Origin of the sequence: Kineococcus sp. TRM81007 (genome assembly GCF_022669155.1) — a bacterium.
GTDB lineage: Bacteria > Actinomycetota > Actinomycetes > Actinomycetales > Kineococcaceae > Kineococcus.
The window spans coordinates 69,158-92,130 of the sequence record NZ_JALBVB010000043.1 but is presented as its reverse complement, the minus strand read 5'-3'; the positions used below and the strand labels follow the sequence as shown (position 1 = coordinate 92,130).

Below are 22,973 nucleotides of genomic sequence, written 5' to 3'. Positions count from 1 at the left end.
GTGCCCGCGCCACCCCCCTGCGGCGGGTCGTAGGGTCGGGCCCGTGAGCACGACCGAGCCGACCGCCCTGCCCGGGGACCTGCGCGAGCGCGCCCTCGCCTGGATCGCCGACGACCCCGACGAGCGCGACCGCGAGGAGCTGCGGGCGGTGCTGGCGGGCGCCGAGGGCGGCGACGCGGGCGCCGTCGCGGACCTGGCGGACCGGTTCTCCGGGGTGCTGGAGTTCGGCACGGCGGGGCTGCGCGGTGCGGTGGGTGCGGGCGAGCACCGGATGAACCGCGCCGTGGTGCAGCGCGCCGCGGCCGGGCTGGGCGCGTGGCTGGTGCAGCGCTTCGAGCGCCCCCGCGTCGTGATCGGCCTGGACGCGCGGAACCGCTCGCGGGAGTTCGCCGACGACTCCGCGGCGGTCCTGACCGCCGCCGGGTGCGAGGTGCTGCTGCTGCCGCGGCCGCTGCCCACCCCGGTGCTCGCGTTCGCGGTGCGCGCGCTGGACGCCGACGCGGGCGTCATGGTCACCGCCAGCCACAACCCGCCGCAGGACAACGGCTACAAGGTCTACCTGGGTGGCCGCGCCGGCGGCGAGGACGGCCGGGGCGTGCAGATCGTTCCGCCGGTGGACGGCGAGATCGCCGCGGCCATCGCCGCGGTCGGCCCGCTGGCGGACCTGCCCCGCGCGGAGGGCGGCTGGCGGGTGCTCGGCGAGGACGTCCTCGCGGACTACCTGGACGCGGTCCTGGCCGCCACGGGGCTGCCGGAGCACCCGGGACCGGCGCGCGAGCTGCGCGTCGTCACCACGGCGATGCACGGCGTCGGCGGCGAGGTGCTCGCGGAGGCGCTGCGCCGCAGCGGTTTCGGCGACGTGCACGCCGTGCCGCAGCAGGCGGACCCGGACCCGGCGTTCCCCACGGTCGCGTTCCCGAACCCGGAGGAACCCGGCGCCCTGGACCTCGCGCTGGACCTGGCGGCCCGTGTCGAGGCCGACCTGGTGCTGGCCGTGGACCCCGACGCCGACCGCGCCTGCGTCGCGGTGCCCACCGGTGAGCGCGGCGACCGCTCCGCGTGGCGGGCGCTGTCCGGCGACGAGCTGGGCTGGGTGCTCGGCGAGCACCTCGCCGCCCCCGGCGCCGTCCTGGCCTGCTCGGTGGTCAGCTCCCAGGGCCTGGAGCGCATCGCCACCGCCCACGGGGCCCGGTTCTCCCCCGCCCTGACGGGTTTCAAGTGGATCGCCCGGGTCCCCGGGATCTCCTTCGGCTACGAGGAGGCCATCGGGTACTGCGTCGCCCCCGCGGTGGTGCGCGACAAGGACGGCGTCTCCGCCTCCGTGCTCACCGCGCGGCTGGCCCGGCGGCTGCTCGCGGACGGGCGCACCCTGCTGGACGTCCTGGACGACGTCGCCCGCCGCGACGGCGTGCACGTCACCGGCCCGGTATCGATCCGCGTGGAGGACCTCTCCCTCATCGGCACGGCGATGGCGCGGCTGCGCGAGCAGCCGCCCGCCGAGCTGGGCGGCTCGCCCGTGGCGAGCGTGGAGGACCTGCGCGACGGCGTGGACGGGCTGCCGCCCACCGACGGGCTGCGCTGGCGCACCGCCGAGGGGGCCCGCGTCGTCGTGCGGCCCTCGGGCACCGAGCCGAAGCTGAAGTGCTACTGCGAGGTCGTCGTGGACGTGGAGGCCGCCGCGGGCGACGACGACCTCGCCGCGGCGCGGCTGGTGGCCGCGGAACGGCTCGACGCGGTGCGCCACGACGTCCGCGCGGCCACCGGCATCGGCTGACCCGCCGCCGCCCCCGCCGCCCCCGCCGCCCCCGCCGCCCCCGTGGTCTCGCACGGTCGAGCGCTCACCGTCGCGGGGTCACCGGGCGGCGCGGGCCCGCTCCCGCAGCCACGCCACCACGAGCGCGGTGACCTCCTCGCGGTTCGTCTCGTTGAACACCTCGTGCCGCGCACCGGGCAGCAGCTCCAGCGTCACGTTCCGCAGCCCGGCGGCGCGGTAGCGCTCCACGAGACGCACCAGCAGGTCGCCGCCGGTGCCGCCGACGGGGTCCTCGGTGCCGCTGACGACGAGCACGGGCAGGTCGGCGCGGACACCGGCGAGCCGGGCGGGGTCGGCGGTCGCGGCAGCGGTGGCCAGGGCACCGGCGAGGATCGCCTCGTCGGTGGCGAACCCGCACAGCGGGTCGGCGACGTAGGCGTCCACCTCCGCGGGATCGCGGCTGAGCCACTCGAACCCGGTGCGGTCCTCGAAGGGCGCGTTGAACGCCGCCAGGCCCGGCTGGTCCGCCGGCAGCGAGCGCACGACGTCGACCAGGCCGTCCAGCGCGGTGGAGCCGCTGAGGACGACGCCGTCGTACAGGTCGGAACGCTCCAGCAGGACGTTCTGCGCGCCCATCGAGCCGAGGGAGTGCGCGAGCAGGAACACCGGCAGCCCGCCGTGCTCATCGCGCAGCAGCTCGCCGTACCGGGCGATGTCGGCCGTGAAACCGGCGAACCCCACCTCCCCGAAACCGCCGAGGGGAACACCGGGTCCGGTGGAGGAACCGTGACCGCGGTGGTCGTCCGCCGCGACGACGAACCCGGCGGCGTTGAGCGCCGCGGCAAGGCGCGCGTAGCGGCGGCCGTGCTCGGCCAGGCCGTGCGCGACCTGCACCACGCCCAGCGGCTCGCCGGGGACGTCCGCCCAGCGGTACGTGGTCAGGGGCAGGCCGTCCGCGGGGGACGGGAAGGAGCCGACGACGGCGTCGCTGGTCACGGGGCCTCCATCAGGTGCGGGGCTCGGCGGTGAGCCCGGCGGGGTCGCGGTCGGCGCCCAGTGTGACGAGGGCGCGCGGAACCCGCCCCACCGGGTCGGCGAACTCGTGGCGGCACGGCCCTTGACGCGCCACGCGCACCGGAGAAGCATGCGATCACGACGGCGTGGCGGTCCGCAGCTCCGGGAGGTGTCGTGGCGCAGTACGAGTACCGGTGCGACCGGGACGGCGCGCTGGAGGTGAGCCGCCCCATCGGGACCGCTCCCGCGACGTTCGAGTGCCCCTCGTGCGGGCGGCCGGCGCCGCGTTCGTTCACCGGGCCGATGCTGTCGTTCGCGCCGCGCGCGCTGGTGCGCGCGGTGGACGACGCGGAACGCACCCGCGAGGCGCCCGACGTGGTCACCGCACCACCCCCGGCCGCGCGCCGGCGCACCACCACCACCGTGAACCCGCTGCACCGCGGGCTCCCCCGCCCCTGAGGCGGTTCCGCACCGACCCGAACAGCGCACACCCAGGAGGCGACGTGCCCGAGGTGGTCTTCCCGCTGGACTCCACGAAACCCTTCACCGAGCAGGAGCTCGTCGGGCACAACCGGTGGCACCCCGACATCCCCGCGCAGGTCCACGTGCGGCCGGGCACGTCGTTCCGGGTGCACTGCCGCGAGTGGTTCGACGGGGCGATCCGGAACGACGACTCCGCCGACGACATCAGGGACGCCCCGCTGTCGCGGGTGCACGCGCTCAGCGGGCCGATCGCCGTGGAGGGCGCCCGGCCCGGTGACCTGCTGGTCGTGGACATCCTCGACCTGGGCCCGATCCCGCAGGAGGACTCCGGGCCGCTGGCCGGGCAGGGCTGGGGCTACACGGGGATCTTCGCGAAGCAGAACGGCGGCGGGTTCCTCACCGACCAGTTCCCGGACGCCTACAAGGCGGTGTGGGACTTCCAGGGGCAGACCGCGACCTCCCGGCACGTCCCGGGGGTGTCGTTCACCGGCATCGTGCACCCCGGCCTCATGGGCACCGCACCCTCCGCGGAACTGCTGGCGCGCTGGAACCGCCGCGAGGGTGCGCTCATCGCCACCGACCCCGAGCGCGTGCCACCGCTCGCGCTGCCACCGCTGGCGCAGGACGCGATCCTGGGGAGCCTGCAGGGCGCGGAGTTCGACCGCGTCGCCGGCGAGGCGGCCCGCACCGCACCCCCGCGGGAGAACGGCGGCAACCAGGACATCAAGAACCTGACCAAGGGCACGCGCGTCTTCTACCCCGTCTACGTGGACGGGGCGAACCTGTCGGTCGGCGACCTGCACTTCTCCCAGGGCGACGGCGAGATCACCTTCTGCGGCGCGATCGAGATGGGCGGGTTCATCGACCTGCACGTCGACGTCATCCGCGGCGGGATGGAGACCTACGGGATCACGGAGAACGCCGTGTTCCTGCCCGGGAACACCGACCCGCAGTACAGCCAGTGGCTGGCGTTCTCCGGGACGTCGGTGACCCTCGACGGCGAGCAGCGCTACCTGGACTCCCAGCTGGCCTACCAGCGCGCGTGCCTGCACGCCATCGACTACCTGACGAAGTTCGGGTGGACCCCGGAGCAGGCGTACGTGATCCTCGGCGCCGCACCGATCGAGGGGCGGTTCTCCGGCGTGGTCGACATCCCGAACTCCTGCGCCACGGTGTACCTGCCCACGGCGATCTTCGACGTCGACGTGCGCCCCTCCCCCGGCGGGCCCGCGCGCGTCGACCCCGGGCAAGGGGTGCCCCGCTCCGCGTTCTGAGGCGGCGGGGCGCTCGTCACTCCACGTCGACGAACACCGGGTTCGTGTAGCACCACAGGTCGTCCCACGGGTCGGAGTCACCGATGCGGTCCACCAGCGGGTGCCCGTCGGCGTCGGTGTGCCGGCCGTCGCCACCTCGGAACCGCACGTAGAACGGGTCCTCCACCCCGCGCAGCGTCACGGCGAACCGCTGGCGCCCGCGGGCGTTCGCGGGCACCTCGAAGCTCTCCACCACGCGGGTGCCGGGGGCCTGCCACAGGTCGCGCTCGGTGTCGGCCACGCGGCCGGTGACGGTGCCGACGATCACGTCCCAGCGCGCGGAGCGCGGCACCTCCCCGCCGCCGTTGGGCTCGGTGGCGGGGTCGACGAGCAGTTCCACCTCCACGTCGCCGCCGCGGCGCACGGTGGTGCGCGCGCCGAACGTGACACCGGGTCCCTGGCCGCCGGGGCGGACCCGGGCCTCGACGGCGCGCACGAGACCGCCGTGCACGACGAACACCCGGCCGGAGCGCAGCGCCGCCATGACGGAGCGGTAGTCGCGGCGCACCGCGCCCACGCAGGTGCGCGAGTAGAACCCGGGCGCGAAGTCCACGTACCCGTGCTGCACGACACCGGAGTCCACCGGCGTCCCCCGGTGGCCGTGCTGGACGTAGAACTCACGCTCGGGGTTCCCCACGACGACGGTGTCGCCGTGGTCGAAGTGGTTGTCGGAGTTCGCGGTGATCCACCACGGCAGGCCCTCGGCGAGCAGGGAGTCCCACAACCCGCCGACCCGCGCGGTGGCGGCGTCGAAACCGCCCCAGGTGCGGTACTGGTCCAGGTCGTACCCGGGGAACGACCACCGGCCCGGCGACTCGTCGTACTGCCCGCGCCCGCGGCCGCGGCCCAGCGGCGCCGGCAGCGCCGCGGCCTGGTGGCCGGGGGCGCCCTCCCAGCCGACGAACACGCCCGGGGCGGCGTCGCGCCACCCGCGCACCTTCGACGGCGAGACGCGCCCGGTGCGCATCGGGTGGTTCGACAGGACCAGCGCCTCACCGACCTCACCGGTTCGCAGCTCCTCCACGAGCCAGGCGAGCGCGTCCAGCCCCAGCCGCTCGGCCTCCGGGCCGCCCTGCACGGAGTGCTCGATGAGGCGCGGGCCACCGGGGTTGGAGGCGGCGGCGAGCACGTCGCCGTCGAACATCCGCTCGAAGCGTTCCAGCAGGTCCGGGGTGCCCTCGTGGTCGGGGGCGATGAACGTGGCGTGCTCGGCGCCGGGGACGTTCCACTCCATGCCCTGGAACACCAGCACGGGGTGCCGGCGGCGGGCCTCGGCGATGAGCGGGGTCTGCAGCGCCACGGACTGCTTGGCGTGGTCCGGGCCGCCGTGGTCGGTGATGACCATCCAGTCCAGCCCGCACTCGCGCGCGCGCCGCACCTGGTCGTCCACGCCGTACATGGCGTCGCGGGAGAACGTGGTGTGGATGTGGTGGTCCCCGGCGTACCAGGCGAAGTCCCGGGTGTCGCCGTCGGAGGCGGCGACGCTCTCCCAGACGGGCGGGGGCGGGGCGGACGGGCCGTGGGAGTGCACGGCCCCACCCTGCCAGTGCGGCGTTCACCCCGGGAATCGAGCCGCACCTCAGTAGACTTACGCACCGTGACGTCGCAACTACCGGAAGCATCGGGGAGGGCGCCCCGGCACCTCCGCGAGCAGCCGGGGCGCGCACAGGGCCCCCCGCGCGAGGACGCCTCCCTCGCCGCGCTGCCCGCCGAGCTGACCGCCACCGGGGGCGACGGCACCTCTCCCCGCACCGACGTCGCCGCACCCGCCACCGGCGAGCACCTCCTCGCCGTCGCCGACACCGCCCACGGCGTCCTCACCCGCCTCCTCGAGCGCGTCGTCGCCGTCAGCCGCGCCGAGTGGGCCTGGCTCAGCGGTGAGGACCGGGCCCGCCACCTGTTCACCCTCGCCGACGTCCTCGCCGACCACGTCCACCCCCTGGCCGTCACCCGCGCCCTGACCACCGGGCGCCCCGTGGCCACCGGCCTCGCCGTGGACGGGCCCCGGCTGCTCGACGCCGCCTTCTCCACCGCCGGGTGGGCCGACAAGCTCGACGCCCTCGGCGCCCGGCCCGGCACCGGTGGCGCCGTCGCCGTCCTCACCACGTGGCGCAGCACCCCGGCGGCGGTCCTCACCGCCGTGGCCGCCGGGCTGGCCGCGGGCGCCGGGGTGCTGCTGCGCCCCGACGCGCAGTCCGCGCCCGTGGCCGAGCGGGTCGTGCGCGCCTGCGCCGACGCCGGCCTGCCCGACGGGCTCGTGGCCAGCGCCCCGGGGCGCGACCCGGTCGCCGACGCCGTGCTGTGGGAGGCCGACGGGCTGCTCGCGGTGCGCGCGGACGGCACCGCGGAGCAGCTGCGCGAACTCGCCCTCGACCTCGCCGACCGCGGCACGCCCCTGGTGGCCGACCGCGACACCACGGCCGTGGACGTGGTGCTGGCCGGTGCGGACCTGGACGCGGTGCTGCCCGCGCTGCTGGCCGGTCTGGCCGACGGCGCCCACGGCCGTCCCGGCGGTTCGCGGGTGCTCGTGGTCGAACCGCTCGCCGAGGCGGTGGTGGCCCGGCTGGACGCCGCCGCGGCGGCCCTGCGCGTCGGGGACCCGCTGGAGCGCACCACCCGCGTCGGCCCGTGCCCGTCGCCGGAGGTGGCGCGCGAGGCCGCCGCGGTGAACGGCGTGGCCGCCGTGCCCGCGGGACTGCCCGCCGGTGGCTGGTGGGCGGCTCCGGCCGTCGTCGCCACCGGCCGGCGCACCCTGCCGCCCCCGCCGGGGCCCGTCCTGGGCGTGCGCACGGTGCGCGACGGCGTGGACCCGCGCACGCTGCTGGCGGAGGCCACCGCCGTCACCGTGTGGGGCCCGAGCGGTCCCGAGCGGCGCGGCTGGCTGGCCGGTGCGCACCGCGAGCGCCTGGGCCTGGACGCGCCGGCGGGCCCGGACGCGCGCCTGGACGCGCGGTTGCTGCTGCGGGCCTGCCGTGGCTGACCGGGCAGCGGGCTCGCAGCCCGGCACGGACCCCGCCCCGGAGCCGGGCGTGGGCGAGGACGTGGTGCGCAAGGTGCTGGCGGCCGCGGTCGGGGCGGCCGCCGCCACCGGCGCCGCAGCCCCCCTGGTGCGCGGGCGCGCCCTGCTGTCCGTCGCGGTGGACCTGGAGGCGCGGCGGACCGAGCTCGTGGAGCTGGTGCGCCGCACGGAGCGCTGCCGGCTCTCCGAGGCGCTGGCGGCGGTCGACTACTGCATCGACGCGGCGGTCCGCTGGGCCGGGTGGGCCGACAAGCTGGACCTGCTCGTGCCCAGGCTGCCCGGCAGCGCCCCGCCCTCGGTGGTGGGCGTCCTGGGCGGCGGCCGGCTGCTGCCGACCGTGCGCAGCACGATGGCCGTCCTTGCCGCCGGCGGTTCGTGCGTGCTGACCGGCGCAGGGCCCCTGGAGCGGCTGGCCGACGCCGTGGTGGCGGAGTTCGGCGACGGGGCCGCGGCCGCGCTGCCGGGCGACCCGGCCACCACGGCGCTGCTGGCCGGCGGCGTGGAGGTCCTGGACGCCCGCTGGGCGGGGCCGGAGTTCACCGCCGCGGTGCGCCGCGCGGCGGCCGCCGCGGGCACCCGGGTGCTGCCGCCGGCCGACGCGGGACCGCCCTCCGACGCCGGGCTCCTGGGCCCCCTGCTGCGCGACGTCTCCCTCACCGGCTGACGCACGGCCGCCGGCGCGACCCGGGGGCGCGCTCGTGGTCGGTGCTCCGGGCACCGGTCCTCCAGCCCGCCACGGTAGTTGCCGATGCAAGGGCCGGAAACGATCGTCCCCCGTTCGGAGGCACCTGTGAACGCGAACAACCCCCACCGCGCGAAGGCCGGTGCGTGGTGGGCCGACCGCGGCATCGCCGTGAAGGTCCTCGCCGCCGTGGCCCTGGCCGCGCTGGTCGGCGTCCTCGTCGGCGTGACGGGACTGCGCTCCCTGGGCGCGGTGCGGGACAGCGCCGCGCACATGGACGAGGACGGGTTCACCGCGATCCGCGCTCTCGACGACGTCGCGATCGAGTTCCGCGAGGCCCGCATCGACTTCCTCAGCCACGTCCTCAGCACCGAGCCGGCGGCCAAGGCCGACAGGGAGCAGCAGCTCACCGCCGACCGCGCCGCGGTGGAGGAGGCGCTGGCCGCCTACAAGAGCACCGACCAGACCGGTCGCGAGGAGCACGTGCGGGCCTTCGAGGACGCCTGGGTCGCCTACAACGAGCTGCGCGACGCCGAGGGCGTGCCCGCCAGCCGCGCCGGCGACCTCCGCCGGGTCGACGAGGTGCAGGAGCAGCTCGGCGAGCACACCGACGTCATGAACGAGACCCTCGCGACGCTGCGCGACATCGAGAACGCCACCGTCGACCAGCTCGCCGCCGACGTCGAGGAGACCTACACCGACAGCCGCACCACCGTGCTGGTGCTGCTGGCCGTGGGCATCACCGTGGCGCTGGCCGCCGGCGCCGCGATCGCCCGCTCCATCGCCGCCGGCCTGGGCAAGGTCCAGGCGGTCGCCGACGGCCTCAAGGACGGCGACCTCACCCGCACCGCGGGGCTGACCTCGCACGACGAGGTGGGCCGCACCGCCCAGTCGCTGGACACCGCGACCGCGCAGCTGCGCGAGCTGGTCGGCACCATCGACACCGCCTCCGCGGGTGTCGCTGCCTCCGCGCAGCAGATGTCGGCGATCTCCACCCAGATCGCCGCCGGTGCGGAGGAGACCTCCGCGCAGGCGGGTGTGGTCTCCGGCGCCGCCGAGGAGGTCTCCTCCACCGTCCAGACGGTCGCCGCCGGCTCGGAGGAGATGGGCGCCTCGATCCGCGAGATCTCCTCCAACACCGACGAGGCCGCCCGCGTGGCCTCCGAGGCCGTGCAGGTCGCGGAGTCCACCAGCCGCACGATCGCCGCGCTGGGCGAGTCCTCGCAGGAGATCGGCTCGGTCGTCAAGGCCATCACCGCGATCGCGGAGCAGACGAACCTGCTGGCGCTGAACGCCACCATCGAGGCCGCCCGGGCCGGGGAGATGGGCAAGGGCTTCGCCGTCGTCGCCGGCGAGGTGAAGGAGCTGGCCCAGCAGACCGCCCGCGCCACCGACGACATCTCCCGGCGCGTGCAGACCATCCAGTCCGACGCCGCCGGCGCCGTGGGGGCGATCGGGGAGATCTCCGCCATCATCGGCCGCATCAACGACTTCCAGGTGACGATCTCGTCCGCGGTGGAGGAGCAGACCGCCACGACGGCGGAGATGAACCGCAACGTCGCCGCGGCCGCCGCGTCCTCCGGGGACATCGCCACCAACATCGCCGGGGTCGCCGACGCCGCCTCCTCCACCGCCCAGGCGGTCACCGAGTCGCAGCAGACCAGCGCCGACCTCGCCCGCACCTCCCGGGAGCTGAGCGCCCTCGTCGCACGGTTCCGCTACTGACACCGGGCCCGGCACCGCGGAAAACCCCTCGCCCGCGGTGCCGGGAGGTTCCTACCGTCGTCGCGTGACGACTTCCGCGCAGGAGAGGAGCGCCGCGCACCCCCTCGACCCGTACGGCTGGGACGAGGGCTGGGAACTCGCGCTGGCGCAGCACCACCACGACCACCCCGGGCCGCTCGTGCCCGCCCGCGTCGTGCGCACCCACCGCGGTGCGCTCGACGTGCAGACCCCGCTGGGCCCGCAGCGCGTCGGCGTGCCGCGCGCGCTGCTGCCGGAACCCACCACCGGCGACTGGGTGGTGCTCGGCCTGGCCGGCGCCGACCCGGAACTGCTCGCGGTGCTGCCCCGGCGCACCGCGCTGACCCGGGCGGAGGTCTCCGGCCGCTCCACCGAGCAGGTGCTGGCCGCGAACGTCGACACCGTCGTCGTGGTCGTCGCGCCCGCCCGGCGAGCGCCCCTGGGCCGCGTCGAGCGGTTCCTCGCCCTCGCCTGGGACTCCGGCGCCCGGCCGCTGGTGGTGCTCACCAAGACCGACCTGCTGACCGGCCGGGAACTGGCGGCGGCCCTGGCCGAGGTGGAGACCGCCGCCCTGGGCGCCGGTGTGCACGCGGTGAGCGCCGAGCGCGGGGCGGGTGTCGAGGAGCTCCGCGGGGAGCTGTCCGGCACCGTCGTGCTCCTCGGCGCCTCGGGCGCGGGCAAGTCCACCCTCGCCAACGCGCTGCTCGGGGAGGACCGCCTCGCCACCGCGGCAGTGCGCGCCGGGGACGGCAAGGGCCGGCACACCACCGTGCAGCGGGAACTGCTGCCGCTGCCCGGCGGGCTGGTGCTCGTGGACACCCCCGGTCTGCGCACCGTCGGCCTGGGCGGGGAGGGTGCCGCCGAGAGCCTGCAGCGCACGTTCGCCGACGTGGAGGACCTCGCGGTGGACTGCCGCTTCGGCGACTGCACCCACACCGCGGAGCCCGGGTGCGCGGTGGTGGCCGCGATCGACGCCGGGGTGATCGACCGGCGTCGGCTGGACAGCTACCGCAAGCTGGAGCGCGAGCAGGAGTTCTTCGCCGCCCGCACCGACGCGCGGTTGCGGGCGGAACGCACGCAGCGGTGGAAGGTGATCCACAAGCAGCAGCGCGCGCACCGCCCGCGGGGCTGAACGACTCCCCGGACTCCCGGGGTCAGCCCTGCGCGCCGCCGCGGGCCGCCTCGCGCGCCGCGTCGTACGCGGGCCGGATGACGTCGGCGGCGAGCGCCAGGCGGTCCGGGAACGGCAGGAACGACGCCGCCAGCGAGGTGATGGTGACCCGTTCCACGTCCTCCAGCGTCCAGCCGGCCCCGTCGGCGAGCAGCGCGAACTCCCGCGAGAGGGTGGTGGCCGACACCAGCCGGTTGTCGGTGTTCACCGAGACCGAGAAACCCAGGTCCTTCAGCACGGTCACGGGGTGCTCGGCGACGCTGGTGGCCGCGCCGGTCTGCACGTTGCTGGACGGGGCGAGCTCCAGCACCACGCCGCGGTCGCGCACCCAGTTCGCGACCCGCCCCAGCCGGGCGTCGGGCAGGCCGAGGCGGTCGGTGCCGTCGCCGAACTCGATGTCCTCGACGATCCGCACGCCGTGGCCGATGCGCTGCGCCCCGCACGGGAACAGCGCCTCGGCGATGCTCTCCACCCCGGCGGCCTCACCGGCGTGGATGGTGACGGGGAAGTTCGCCGCGTGCAGCAGGTCGAACGCCTCGCGGTGGCGACCGGGCGGGAAACCGTCCTCGGCACCGGCGATGTCGTAGCCGACGACGCGGCCGTCCGGGTCGTCGCGGTGGCGCAGGGTCAGCTCGGCGATCTCCAGGGAGCGGTCGGCGTGCCGCATCCCCGTCAGCAGGGTTCCGACGCGGATGGTGCGCCCGGCCTCGGCGGCCTGCTGCTCACCGCGGCGCATCCCCTCCTCCACGGCGACGACGACCTCGTCGAGGGTGAGGCCGCCGCGCAGGTGCTGCTCGGGGGCGTAGCGCAGCTCGCCGTAGACGACGCCGTCGGCGGCGAGGTCCAGGACGGCCTCGGTGGCCACCCGGGCCAGGGACTCCGCGTCCTGCATGACGGCGACGGTGTGGTCGAACGTCTCCAGGTAGCGGACCAGGGAGCCGGAGTCGGCGGACTCGCGGAACCACTCCGCGAGCTGCTCGGGGTCGGTGGTGGGCAGGGTGTGCCCGTTGGCCGAGGCGATCTCCACGATCGTCGCCGGGCGCAGGCCACCGTCGAGGTGGTCGTGCAGGGACACCTTGGGCAGGGCGCGCATGTCGTCGAGGGTGCTCACCCCCCGATCCTGACAGCCCCGAGCCGCTCCTAACCTGCGGGCGTGTCCTCCCCCGCCCCGGTCGCGCTGAGCGTGCGCGACGCCACCGCCGCAGATGCCGCCGCCTGCTCCGCCCTGTACGCCCCGTACGTGCGCGAGACGGTGATCTCGTTCGAGTCGGAGCCGCCGGACGCGGCGGAGCTGGCCCGGCGCATCGCCAGCGCGCAGGAGCGGCACGCCTGGGTCGTCGCCGAGGAAGCCGGCGAGCAGGGCCCGCGCGTGGTCGCGTACGCGTACGCCGGGCCGTTCTCCGGTCGCGCCGCCTACCGCTGGTCGTGCGAGGTGAGCGTGTACGCCGAGCTCGGGCGGCGCCGCAGCGGCGTGGGGCGCCTGCTGTACGCCGAGCTGTTCGCGCGGCTGGAGCGGCGCGGGTACCGCTCGCTGTTCGCCGGGGTGGCCGAGCCGAACGCGCCGAGCGCCGGGCTGCACGCGGCGATGGGCTTCGAACGCGTCGGCACCTACCGGCGGGTGGGCTTCAAGCACGGCGCCTGGCGGGACGTCACCTGGTGGCAGCGCACCCTGGGCGAGGACGGCCCGGCGGGCGAGCCGCCGACGGAGCCGCGCTGACGCCACCACCCTCTTCCCCCGCTCCGCTCCCTCCTCCCGCTCCGTTCCCTCCGCTCCGTTCCCTCCGCTCCGTTCCCTCCGCTCCCCGCGGTGATCATGCACGGTTGAGAGTTCACCCGTGCACGATCACCACGGGGAGGGGGCGGTGGGGCGGCTGAGGGGGGCGGGTGAGCGGGCGGGTGACGCGGAGCGGACGTAGCGTCGGCGCGGCGCCCGAGCGCGCCGCCCGACCGGCTCCGCGGGAGAGGAAACCCATGACCGTCGCGAACAGCGGCACCATCGACCTGGGCGGCAAGACCGTCCACCGCCTCGGCTACGGCGCGATGCGCATCACCGGCCCCGGCATCTGGGGGCCGCCGAAGGACCACGACGAGGCCGTGCGCGTGCTGCGCCGCACGGTCGAGCTCGGCGTGACGTTCATCGACACCGCCGACTCCTACGGCCCGTTCGTGTCCGAGGACCTCATCAAGGAGGCCCTGCACGACGGGTCCGGTTACGGCGACGTCGTCATCGCCACCAAGGGCGGCTTGACCCGCCACGGCCCGGACGTGTGGCCTCCGCTGGGCCGCCCGGAGTACCTGCGCCAGTGCCTGCTGATGTCGCTGCGCCGCCTCGGCGTGGAGCAGATCGACCTGTGGCAGCTGCACCGCATCGACGCGAAGGTCCCCCGCGAGGAGCAGTTCGGCGAGATCAAGTCGTTCCTCGACGAGGGCCTGGTGAAGCAGGTGGGCCTGTCCGAGGTCGGCGTCGACGAGGTGGAGGCCGCGCAGGCCGCCGGGCTGCCGGTGGCGTCGGTGCAGAACCGCTACAACCTCGGCGACCGGCGCGCGGAGGAGCTGCTGGACTTCTGCACCGCGCAGGGCATCGCGTTCATCCCGTGGGCCCCGGTCGACGCGGGCACCCTCGCCCGCCCGGGCGGGCCGCTGGACGCGGTGGCGGGCAACCACCCCGGCACCACCACCGGCCAGCTCGCACTGGCGTGGCTGCTGCGCCGCTCCCCCGTGATCGTGCCGATCCCCGGCACCTCCTCGGTGGAGCACCTGGAGGAGAACTGCGCCGCGGCCGACGTGGAGCTGACCGACGAGGAGTTCCAGGCCCTCACCGACGCCGCCTGAACGGCCGACGGGCCCCGGCGCACGCCGGGGCCCGTCGTGGCCGCTCGACGGTCACTCGGCGGTCACTCGACGGTCACTCGACGGTCACTCGACGGTCACACCGAGGTTCTCGTTGAAGTCCTGCTGGCACTGCTGCTGCGCGGCGAGGTCGTCGCCGGCGTTCTGCAGGCACTCGGTGAGGTCGGCCCCACCGTTGTTCCAGAACGCCGTGCCGACGGCGATGGTGATCGCCAGGAAGATCGCGCTGGCGATGACGGCGAGGACGCTGGTGACCACACCGGCGATCGCCACGCCGCGGTTGGTGGCCAGGCCCCGCTTGGCGCGCTTCATCCCGACGACACCCAGGATCAGCCCGATGATGCCGGGGATGATGCCGATGCCGAGGAACCAGCACAGCAGCAGGCCGATGATGCCCAGGATCAGCGAGGCCAGGCCGACGCCGTTGCGGGGCTGCGCGCCGTAGGGCTGGTCCTGGTAGCCGCCGTACTGGTTGCCGTGCTCGTTGCCGTACTGGTTGCCGTACTCGTTGCCCGGCGTCGACATGTCGTCCCCTCGTTCCTGTGCGGTCGGGCTGTTGTTCGGACGCCGATCGTGTCAGCTCCCGCGGGCCGGAGCACGCGGGGCGCGCGGGCCCGCCGGCGTCAGGCGGTGACGCGGCGGTGGACCAGCGGCACCGCGGCGGGCGCCGCGGCGCCGACCACGAGACCGGGCTCCAGCGCCTCCAGCGCCCAGGCGAAGCGCTCGGGGGTGTCGGTGTGCAGGGTCGCGACCCGCTGCCCGGCGCGCACCGCGTCACCGCGCACGGCGTGCAGCTCCACCCCGGCCCCGGCCTGCACGGCCTCCTCGCGGCGCGCTCGGCCCGCGCCCAGGCGCCACGCGGCCACGCCCACGGCCATCGCGTCGACCTCGGTGAGGTACCCGTCGGCGGTGGCGAGGACGTCGTGGGTGTGCGCCGCGGTCGGCAGGGGCGCGTCGGGGTCGCCGCCCTGCGCGGCGACCATCCGCCGCCAGGCGTCCATGGCGCGCCCGTCGGCGAGGGCGTCGGCGGGGTCGACGGCGTCCAGCCCGACGGCGGCGAGCATCTCGCGCGCCAGCACCAGGGTGACCTCCACGAGGTCGGCGGGGCCGCCGCCGGCGAGGACCTCGACGGACTCGCGCACCTCCAGCGCGTTGCCGGCGGTGCGGCCCAGCGGGGTGGACATGTCGGTGACCAGGGCGGTGGTGCGCACCCCGGCGTCGGTGCCCAGCGCCACCATCGCCTCGGCGAGCGCCACCGACTGCGCCAGCTCCTTCATGAACGCGCCGGAGCCGGTCTTGACGTCCAGGACGAGCGCGCTGGTGCCCTCGGCGATCTTCTTGCTCATGATGGAGCTGGCGATCAGCGGGATCGCCTCCACCGTGCCGGTGACGTCGCGCAGCGCGTAGAGCTTCTTGTCCGCCGGGGCGAGGTCGCCGGTGGCGGCGCAGATCACGGCACCGACGTCGATCAGCTGCTGCCGGATCTCGGGCAGCTCCAGCGAGGCGCGCCAGCCGGGGATGGACTCCAGCTTGTCCAGGGTGCCGCCGGTGTGGCCCAGCCCGCGCCCGGACAGCTGCGGCACGGCCGCCCCGCAGGCGGCGACCAGCGGAGCCAGCGGCAGCGTCACCTTGTCGCCGACACCGCCGGTGGAGTGCTTGTCCACGCTGGGGCGGGGCAGGTCGGTGAAGTCCAGCCGCGAGCCGGAGGCGATCATCGCCGTGGTCCAGCGGCTGACCTCCTCGCGGGACATGCCGTTGAGGAACACCGCCATGGCCAGCGCCGACATCTGCTCCTCGGCGACCTCGCCGCGGGTGTAGGCGTCGATCACCCAGTCGATCTGGGCGTCGGACAGGCGGCCGCCGTCGCGCTTGGTGCGGATGACGTCGACGGCGGCGAACCGCTGGCTCACGGGCGGGGCTCCTCGGTGGGGTCGCTGGGGGCGGGGGTCCTGCGGGCGGGGTCGTCCAGGTCGTGCGGGCCGAACGCGTCGGGCAGGACCTCGGTCATGGGCAGCACCCCGCGCGGGGTGTCCACCAGCAGGGCGGGGCCGCCGAACTCGTACAGCAGCTGGCGGCAGCGCCCGCACGGCATGAGCACGTTCCCGGCACCGTCGACGCAGGCGAACGCCACGAGCCGGCCGCCGCCGCTCATGCGCAGCTGCCCCACCAGGGTGCACTCGGCGCACAGGGTCACGCCGTAGGAGGCGTTCTCGATGTTCGCCCCCGACACCACGCGCCCGTCGTCGACGAGCGCGGCGGCCCCCACGGGGAAGCGCGAGTACGGCGAGTAGGAGTGGGCCAGGGCCGCGCGCGCCGCGGCGCGCAGGGCCTCGAAGTCGATCCCGGGCACGGTCGTCTCCTCGCTCACGCCGGGTACGGCTCCCCGCTGGCCGCCGGGGGGCGCACCCGCCCGACGAAGCCGGCCACCGCGAAGATCGTCGCCAGGTACGGCAGCGCCGACAGGAAGCTGGCCGGCACCGACGACCCGTACGGCAGGACGCCGACGAGGGTCTGCAGGGCGGCGAAGAACCCGAAGAGCAGCGAGGCCGCCACGGCGCCCTTGGGGGTCCAGCGGCCGAAGATGACGGCGGCCAGGGCGATGAACCCCTTGCCCGCGGACATGTTCTCGGTGAACGGACCGATGGTGCCGACGGACAGGAACGCCCCGCCCAGGCCGGCCATGCCGCCGGCGACGACCACGTTCACGTAGCGCATGCGCAGCACCGGCACGCCGACGGTGTCGGCGGCCTTGGGGTGCTCGCCCACGGCGCGGGTGCGCAGGCCCCAGCGGGTGCGGAACAGCACGACCTGCAGCGCCACGATGAGCACGTACATCAGGTAGACGACGACGTTCGCCTCGAACAGCAGCGGCCCCAGCACGGGGATCTCCGAGAGCACCGGGATCGCCACGGGCTGCAGGACGCCGGGCGAGTTGAAGCGGGCGGTGTCGGACTGCATGAGCGCCTTGTACGCCCAGCCGGTGAAGCCCAGGGCGGCGGCGTTGAGGACCACGCCGAGGATGACCTGGTTGACGCGGTACCGGATCGCGAACACCGCCAGCAGCCAGCCGACCACCGCGCCGGACAGCACCCCGCCGACGACGCCGGCGCCGAGGCTGCCGGCCAGCGAGCCGACGAGCGCGGCCGTGAAGGCGCCGGTGAGCAGCTGCCCCTCGATGGCGACGTTGACGATGCCGCTGCGCTCGCCCAGCACGCCGGCCAGCGCGCCGAGGATCAGCGGGGTGGCCAGGAACACCGTCGAGCGCAGCAGGCGCACCAGGTCGATGGAGGAACCCTCGCCACCGCTCATGGCCCACGCCAGGAACGCCAGGACGAAGGCGACGACCGCCACCCCCGCCACGAGCGGGGTGCGGCGGGAGCTGAAGCCGCGGGCGAGCTGGTACAGCCCCAGCAGCGCCACGACACCGCCGAGAAGCACGGGGGTGACGGTGCCCGGCAGCGTCAGGTCGGGCAGCGTCACGACGGTGCCCCCGCCGAAGGAGAACGTGGCGTCGCCGGGCCCGGAACCCAGGCCCCAGCCGACCACGGTCGCCAGGCCGACGAGCAGCAGCAGCACGCCCGTGACGCCCCGCGCGCGCCGGCCGGCGCGCGGCCCGGCGTGCTCGCGGTCCCCGACCGTCTCCGGTCGCGTCTGCGCGCTCACCGGCTCCACCCCCCGGCCAGCTCGGTGCCGACGCCGCGGCCACCGGCGCGCAGCCGGAACACGGCCCGCACGAGGGCGGGCGCGGCGATGAACAGGACGATGAGGGCCTGCAGGACCCCCACGAGGTCGACGGGCACGCCGGTGGCCGACTGCATCTGCACGCCGCCGGCGCGCAGGCCGCCGAACAGCAGGCCGGCGGCGACCACGCCCCAGGGGTTGTTGCGGCCCAGGAGCGCGACCGTGATGGCGTCGAAGCCGATGCTGCCGGCGACGCTGCCGGTGACGCTGCCGCTGACGCCGAGGACCTGGGAGGCGCCGGCCAGCCCGGCCAGGGCACCGGACAGGCCCATCGCCACGACCTGCAGCCGGCCCACGTCCATGCCGGCGGTGCGCGCGGCGTCGGCGTTGGCGCCCACGGCGCGCAGCCGGAAGCCGAGACGGGCGCGCTGGAACAGCCAGTGGACGCCGAGCGCGGCCAGCAGCGCCAGCAGCAGGCCGGCGTGCACGCGCAGCGGCCCGCCCAGCAGCGGCGGCAGGGTGGCGCTGGCGTCGACCTGCTCGGAGATGGCCTGCCCGTAGGGCGGGCGCTGGAACCCGGGGACGCCCAGCAGGAAGATCAGCAGGTTGATCGCCACGTAGTTGAGCATGATCGTGGTGATGACCTCGTGGGCGCCGGTGCGGGCCTTCAGCCAGCCGACGATCCCGCCCCAGAAGGCGCCGCCGAGGACGCCGCCGACCAGGGCGACGAGCAGGTGCAGCACCACGGGCAGGTCGAACGCGAAGCCCAGCCAGGCCGCGGCGATCGCGCCGAGGATGACCTGCCCCTGCGCGCCGATGTTGAACAGGCCCACCCGGAACGCCAGGGCCACGGCGAGGCCGCCGAGGATCAGCGGGGTGGCGTTGACGAGCGTCTCGGAGATCGGCCCCAGCGCGGCCGCGCCGCTCAGCACCGGGCTGTAGACCGCGCCCTCCAGCAGCGCCACGTAGGCGTCGCGCACCGCGTACCAGGCGTTGGAGAACGTGTCCCACGGGTAGGTGAAGAAGTACCCCGCCGCGGCGCGGGTGCGCGCGTCGCCCACCGCGATGAGCACCGCGCCGACGAGCAGGGCGCCGATGACGGCGAAGACGGTGACGAGCCACTCGCCGCCGGCGGTGGGCCGGCGGCGGCGCGGGGTGCCCGCCGGCGGCTGGACCGGCGTCGCCGGGGCGTCGGTGCTCACGGGGTTCCTCCCTGCGGCTGCGCACCGGCCATGAGCAGGCCCAGCTGCTCGGAGTCGGCGTCGGGGCCGACCTCGCCGGCGATGCGGCCGCGGTACATGACGACGATGCGGTCCGCGAGGGCGCGCACCTCGTCCAGTTCGGTGGACACGAGCAGGACGGCGGCACCGCGGTCGCGCTCGGCGACGATCCGCTGGTGCACGAACTCCTGGCTGCCGACGTCGACGCCGCGGGTGGGCTGGGCGACCACGAGCAGCTTCAGCGGCCGGGACATCTCCCGGGCCAGCACGACCTTCTGCTGGTTGCCGCCGGAGAGGGTGGAGACCGCGGCGTCCGCGCCGGGGGTGCGGATGTCGAACTCCGCGATGCGCTCGGCCGCGTTGCGCTCGACGGCGGCGCGGTCCACGGAGGGGCCGGTGGAGAAGCCGGGGGTGTCGACGAGGTCGAGCACGAGGTTCTCGGCGATGCTGAAGGAGGCGACGAGGCCGTCGTGCAGGCGGTCCTCGGGCACGTAGCCGACCCCCCGCTGCAGCACCTGCCGCACCGGCAGCCCGGTGACGTCCTCCCCGGCCAGGCGCACCGCGCCGGAGTCCACCTCCTGCAGGCCGACGACGCTGCGGGTCAGCTCGGTCTGGCCGTTGCCGTCGACGCCGGCGACGGCCAGCACCTCCCCCGCGCGCACCGTGAGGCTGACGTCGTCCAGCAGGACCGCGCCCGCCGGGTCGGCCAGGCGCAGGCCGGTCACCTCCAGCACGGGTTCGCCGGGGGCGGCGGGGGCCTTGTCCACGACCAGGCGCACGTCGCGACCGACCATGAGGGCGGCCAGCTCCTCCTGCGAGGCGGTCGGCTCGGCCGAGCCGACCACCCGGCCGCGGCGGATGACGGTGATGCGGTCGGCGACCGCCTTCACCTCCCGCAGCTTGTGCGTGATGAAGACGATGGAGGTGCCCGAGTCCGCCAGCTCGCGCATGACGCGCATGAGGTCGTCGGTCTCGGCGGGGGTGAGCACCGCCGTGGGCTCGTCCAGCACGAGGACCTTCGCCTCGCGCAGCAGGGCCTTGAGGATCTCCACGCGCTGCTGCACGCCGACGGCGAGGTCACCCACCAGGGCGTCCGGCGGCACGGCCAGGCCGAACCGCTCGGAGGTCTCCACGACGCGCGCCCGTGCGCGGCGGCGGTCCAGCAGACCGCCACCGCGGGTCATCTCGGCGCCCAGGACGATGTTCTCGGCCGCGGTGAAGCCGGGCACCAGCATGAAGTGCTGGTGCACCATGCCGATGCCCGCCGCCATCGCGTCGCCCGGGGAGGAGAACTCCACCGGCCGGCCGTCGACGAGGACCTGCCCCTCGTCGGGCGTGTAGAGCCCGTACAGCACGTTCATCAACGTGCTCTTGCCCGCGCCGTTCTCGCCCAGGAGGGCGTGGATCTCGCCCTCGCGCACCGTCAGGTCGATCCCGTCGTTGGCGACGAGAGGCCCGAAGCGCTTGGTGATGCCCCGGAGTTCCAGCTCCACGTGCGCGTCGTCCCTCTCGTCGCCGCTGAACCGCTCGCTGTCGTCGGACCGGTGCTCAGCCGGCGGCGATGGCGTTCGGGGAGGTGATCTCGACGCTGCCGTCGATGATGCCCTGGCGCACCGTCTCCAGCTGGTCCTTCAGCTCCTGGGGGACGTCGTCCTCGAACTGGTTGAAGGGCGCCAGGCCGACGCCCTGGTTCTCGAGGGTGCCGACGTAGGAACCGGTGGGGGCCTCGCCCTCGGCGGCCGCCAGGACGTACTCCCGCACCGAGTCGGTGAGGTTCTTCGTCACCGAGGAGAGGAAGTACTGGCAGTACTGCGCGGCGTTCTCGCAACCGTCGGTGTCCACCCAGATGAGGTTGAGCGCACCGCCCGCGGCCTCGGCGGCCGCACCGGCGCCCAGGCCCGCCTGGCCGGCCACCGGCATGATGATGTCCGCGCCCTGGGCGGCGAGGGTCTCCGTGATGGAGCGGCCCGCGCCCTGGTCGACGAAGCTGTTGGCGAAGGTGCCGCCCCCGGGGTTGTTCTCGTCCCAGCCGAGGACGCGCACGTCCGTGCCGTTCTGCTGGTTGTAGTGCTGCACGCCCTCCCAGAAGCCGTCCATGAAGATGGTGACCGGCGGGATGGGCAGGCCGCCCCAGGTGCCGACGACACCCGTCTTCGTCATGCCGGCGGCGAGGTAGCCGCCCAGGAACGCGGCCTCGGCGGTGTTGTACTGCAGCCCGTAGACGTTCTCCAGCTCGGAGGAGGAGTCGATCTCGGCGAACGACTGCTCGGGGTTCGCCGAGGCCACCTCCGCCATCGCGTCGGCCATCAGGCCGCCGACGCCGATGATCGTGTCGCAGCCCTCCTGCACCTGCGCCTGGAGGTTCGGCACGTACTGCGTGTCGTCGGCCGAGGGCACGTAGGAGATCTCGATGTCCGGGTTCTCGGCCGCGGCGGCCTCCATGCCGGCCCAGGACGACTGGTTGAACGAGCGGTCGTCCACGCCGCCGGTGTCGAGCACCATGCAGGCCTTGAACGCCTCGCCGCCGGAGGCGCCGCCCTCGGCCGCCGTCTCGGTGGGCCGCTCGCCGCAGGAGGCGAGGAGCAGGGCGGCGGCACCGACGGCCACGGCCGGGGCGAGGCGGGAGAAGGTCTTCACGGGTGTTCCTCCAGGTCGTCCGGCGCGAGGGTCCGGCAGTCGGGGCGCGGGGCGTCGAAGTCGCTCCGACGGGCGCGCAGCCATCGTAGTGCGCAACCTGCGCCGTCCAGGCCCGCTCGGCGCGCAACGTGCCCGATCGTGACCTCGAGCACCCCTCAACGGAGCAGCGCGCGCGGCGCCGCGGCCGCGGCCGCCAGCACCCGCACCCCCACCGCGATCGCCCCCTCGTCCGGGACGTAGTCACCGCGGTGCAGGTCGTGGCGGGCTCCGCCCGGTGGGTGGGTGCCGAGCCGCAGCATCGCCCCGGGAACGTGGTGCAGGTACCAGGCGAAGTCCTCCCCGCCGAGCGACTGGCGGGTGGGCAGCACGGCGTCGGCGCCCAGCGTCGTGCGGGCGGCCTCCTCCAGCACCGAGGTGGCGCGCGCGTCGTTGTCGACCGGCGGCACGCCGCGCACCAGCACGACCTCGGCGCGCACGTCGTAGGGGCGCACGAGGTCGGCGACCACGTCCTCGACGAGCTCCCCGGCGTGCTGCCACGCCTCGGTCTCCATGCACCGCAGCGTGCCCTGCGCGTACCCCTCGGCGGGCACGGCGTTGGCGGCGTCGCCCGCGTGGACGGCGCCCCAGGTCAGGTTCACGCCCGAGCGCGGGTCGACGCGGCGGGTCAGCACCGCCGGCAGCTGGGTGACCACCTGGCCGAGGGCGAAGACGAGGTCGCCGGCCAGGTGCGGGCGCGAGGTGTGCCCGCCGGTGCCGGACAGCCGGACGGTCACGTGGTCGGAGGCGGAGGTGATCGGGCCCGCCTTCAGCCCCACGGTCCCCACGTCCAGGCTCGGGTCGCAGTGCAGCGCGTACACGGCGACGACGCCGTCCAGCACGCCGGCGCCCACGAGGTCGAGCGCGCCGCCGGGCATGACCTCCTCGGCCGGCTGGAAGAGCAGCCGCACCCGGTGGGCCAGCGCACCGGCGCGGTGCAGGTCCGCCAGGACCAGGCCGGCGCCGGCGACGACGGCGGTGTGCACGTCGTGGCCGCAGGCGTGCGCGACACCGGGCACGGTGGAGGAGAACGGCAGGCCGGTGGTCTCCTCCAGCGGCAGCGCGTCCAGGTCGGCGCGCACGGCGACCGCCGGACCGCCCTCGGGGCCGACCTCGGCGACCAGCCCGGTGCCCGGCAGCAGGCGCACCGCGAGGCCGGCGCCGGTGAGCAGCTCGGCGACGGCGGCGGTGGTGCGGCGCTCGGCGCGCGCCAGCTCCGGGTGGGCGTGCACGGCGCGGCGCAGCGCCACCACGGCCGGCAGGTGCGCCGCCGCCAGCGCGGCCGGCAGCTGCGGGGCCGGTCCGACGGGCGCCGCCGGACGGGCGAGGGCGGTGTCGTTCCCGGTGTCGCTGCTCATGGGCTCCCCACGC

20 protein-coding genes are annotated in these 22,973 nt (G+C 75.5%); 9 read left to right on the top strand and 11 right to left on the bottom strand.

Annotation, left to right across the window (positions count from 1 at the left end):
- Nucleotides 1–43 precede the first annotated feature (43 nt).
- Nucleotides 44–1,774, top strand: a complete 1,731-nt coding sequence (locus MN205_RS07305; RefSeq protein WP_242125787.1) for a phospho-sugar mutase — start codon at nucleotides 44–46, stop codon at nucleotides 1,772–1,774.
- A 78-nt stretch (nucleotides 1,775–1,852) separates the two neighbouring features.
- Here the strand turns inward: MN205_RS07305 and MN205_RS07300 are convergent, their stop codons facing one another.
- Entirely contained in the window at nucleotides 1,853–2,749 is an 897-nt protein-coding gene (locus tag MN205_RS07300) for an alpha/beta fold hydrolase (RefSeq protein WP_242125785.1), read from the bottom strand.
- Nucleotides 2,750–2,941: 192 nt separating this feature from the next.
- On the opposite strand from MN205_RS07300, the gene MN205_RS07295 reads away from it, so the two are divergent.
- Both MN205_RS07295 and fmdA read left to right on the top strand, forming a co-directional pair.
- Complete coding sequence (locus tag MN205_RS07295) at nucleotides 2,942–3,226, top strand: hypothetical protein (RefSeq protein ID WP_242125783.1); 285 nt, start codon at nucleotides 2,942–2,944, stop codon at nucleotides 3,224–3,226.
- Nucleotides 3,227–3,270: 44 nt separating this feature from the next.
- Nucleotides 3,271–4,524 (top strand): formamidase, encoded by a 1,254-nt coding sequence (gene fmdA, locus MN205_RS07290; protein ID WP_242125781.1) that lies wholly within the window; start codon nucleotides 3,271–3,273, stop codon nucleotides 4,522–4,524.
- 16 nt (nucleotides 4,525–4,540) lie between these two features.
- On the opposite strand, the gene MN205_RS07285 is transcribed toward fmdA, so the two are convergent.
- Nucleotides 4,541–6,094, bottom strand: coding sequence for a PHP domain-containing protein (locus MN205_RS07285; protein WP_242125779.1), 1,554 nt, complete (start codon nucleotides 6,092–6,094; stop codon nucleotides 4,541–4,543).
- A gap of 66 nt (nucleotides 6,095–6,160) precedes the next feature.
- Between MN205_RS07285 and MN205_RS07280 the strand changes: the two genes are divergently transcribed.
- The 4 genes from MN205_RS07280 (at nucleotide 6,161) to rsgA (ending at nucleotide 11,139) form a co-directional block, all read left to right on the top strand.
- On the top strand, nucleotides 6,161–7,543 hold the full coding sequence (locus MN205_RS07280) for an aldehyde dehydrogenase family protein (protein ID WP_242125777.1): 1,383 nt from the start codon (nucleotides 6,161–6,163) through the stop codon (nucleotides 7,541–7,543).
- A 49-nt stretch (nucleotides 7,544–7,592) separates the two neighbouring features.
- The gene (locus MN205_RS07275; RefSeq protein ID WP_242125775.1) at nucleotides 7,593–8,246 is read left to right on the top strand and encodes an aldehyde dehydrogenase family protein; all 654 of its coding nucleotides are present in this window, start codon (nucleotides 7,593–7,595) and stop codon (nucleotides 8,244–8,246) included.
- A 126-nt stretch (nucleotides 8,247–8,372) separates the two neighbouring features.
- The gene (locus tag MN205_RS07270) at nucleotides 8,373–9,989 is read left to right on the top strand and encodes a methyl-accepting chemotaxis protein (RefSeq protein ID WP_242125773.1); all 1,617 of its coding nucleotides are present in this window, start codon (nucleotides 8,373–8,375) and stop codon (nucleotides 9,987–9,989) included.
- 64 nt (nucleotides 9,990–10,053) lie between these two features.
- Complete coding sequence (rsgA, locus tag MN205_RS07265; protein ID WP_242125771.1) at nucleotides 10,054–11,139, top strand: ribosome small subunit-dependent GTPase A; 1,086 nt, start codon at nucleotides 10,054–10,056, stop codon at nucleotides 11,137–11,139.
- Between the two features lie 22 nt (nucleotides 11,140–11,161).
- Here rsgA and MN205_RS07260 read toward each other — a convergent pair whose 3' ends face one another.
- Nucleotides 11,162–12,271: an adenosine deaminase gene (locus MN205_RS07260; protein WP_255818345.1), complete on the bottom strand. Its 1,110-nt coding sequence runs from the start codon at nucleotides 12,269–12,271 to the stop codon at nucleotides 11,162–11,164.
- Between the two features lie 60 nt (nucleotides 12,272–12,331).
- On the opposite strand from MN205_RS07260, the gene MN205_RS07255 reads away from it, so the two are divergent.
- Together MN205_RS07255 and MN205_RS07250 are read left to right on the top strand one after the other, a co-directional pair.
- Nucleotides 12,332–12,895 (top strand): GNAT family N-acetyltransferase, encoded by a 564-nt coding sequence (locus MN205_RS07255; RefSeq protein WP_242125767.1) that lies wholly within the window; start codon nucleotides 12,332–12,334, stop codon nucleotides 12,893–12,895.
- A 254-nt stretch (nucleotides 12,896–13,149) separates the two neighbouring features.
- Nucleotides 13,150–14,010 (top strand): aldo/keto reductase, encoded by an 861-nt coding sequence (locus MN205_RS07250; RefSeq protein WP_242125765.1) that lies wholly within the window; start codon nucleotides 13,150–13,152, stop codon nucleotides 14,008–14,010.
- An 84-nt stretch (nucleotides 14,011–14,094) separates the two neighbouring features.
- On the opposite strand, the gene MN205_RS07245 is transcribed toward MN205_RS07250, so the two are convergent.
- The 8 genes from MN205_RS07245 to MN205_RS07210 all read right to left on the bottom strand — a co-directional run bounded on the left by MN205_RS07245 (nucleotide 14,095) and on the right by MN205_RS07210 (nucleotide 22,960).
- On the bottom strand, nucleotides 14,095–14,553 hold the full coding sequence (locus MN205_RS07245) for a DUF4190 domain-containing protein (RefSeq protein WP_242125763.1): 459 nt from the start codon (nucleotides 14,551–14,553) through the stop codon (nucleotides 14,095–14,097).
- 98 nt (nucleotides 14,554–14,651) lie between these two features.
- A complete protein-coding gene (locus MN205_RS07240) occupies nucleotides 14,652–15,938 on the bottom strand; it encodes a thymidine phosphorylase (protein WP_242125761.1) in 1,287 nt (428 codons plus the stop codon).
- Nucleotides 15,935–16,396, bottom strand: coding sequence for a cytidine deaminase (locus tag MN205_RS07235; protein ID WP_242125759.1), 462 nt, complete (start codon nucleotides 16,394–16,396; stop codon nucleotides 15,935–15,937). Before MN205_RS07235 ends, MN205_RS07240 begins: the two co-directional genes overlap by 4 nt.
- Nucleotides 16,393–17,691 carry an ABC transporter permease gene (locus MN205_RS07230; protein WP_242125757.1) on the bottom strand — a complete coding sequence of 433 codons (1,299 nt, stop codon included), beginning with the start codon at nucleotides 17,689–17,691 and terminating at the stop codon, nucleotides 16,393–16,395. The genes MN205_RS07235 and MN205_RS07230 overlap by 4 nt, the downstream gene beginning before the upstream one ends.
- Nucleotides 17,688–18,911, bottom strand: a complete 1,224-nt coding sequence (locus MN205_RS07225) for an ABC transporter permease (protein ID WP_242125755.1) — start codon at nucleotides 18,909–18,911, stop codon at nucleotides 17,688–17,690. Before MN205_RS07225 ends, MN205_RS07230 begins: the two co-directional genes overlap by 4 nt.
- A complete protein-coding gene (locus MN205_RS07220) occupies nucleotides 18,908–20,422 on the bottom strand; it encodes an ABC transporter ATP-binding protein (protein WP_242125753.1) in 1,515 nt (504 codons plus the stop codon). Before MN205_RS07220 ends, MN205_RS07225 begins: the two co-directional genes overlap by 4 nt.
- A gap of 55 nt (nucleotides 20,423–20,477) precedes the next feature.
- Nucleotides 20,478–21,566, bottom strand: a complete 1,089-nt coding sequence (locus MN205_RS07215; protein WP_242125752.1) for a BMP family protein — start codon at nucleotides 21,564–21,566, stop codon at nucleotides 20,478–20,480.
- Nucleotides 21,567–21,721: 155 nt separating this feature from the next.
- Complete coding sequence (locus MN205_RS07210; RefSeq protein WP_242125750.1) at nucleotides 21,722–22,960, bottom strand: amidohydrolase; 1,239 nt, start codon at nucleotides 22,958–22,960, stop codon at nucleotides 21,722–21,724.
- Nucleotides 22,961–22,973: the final 13 nt, after the last annotated feature.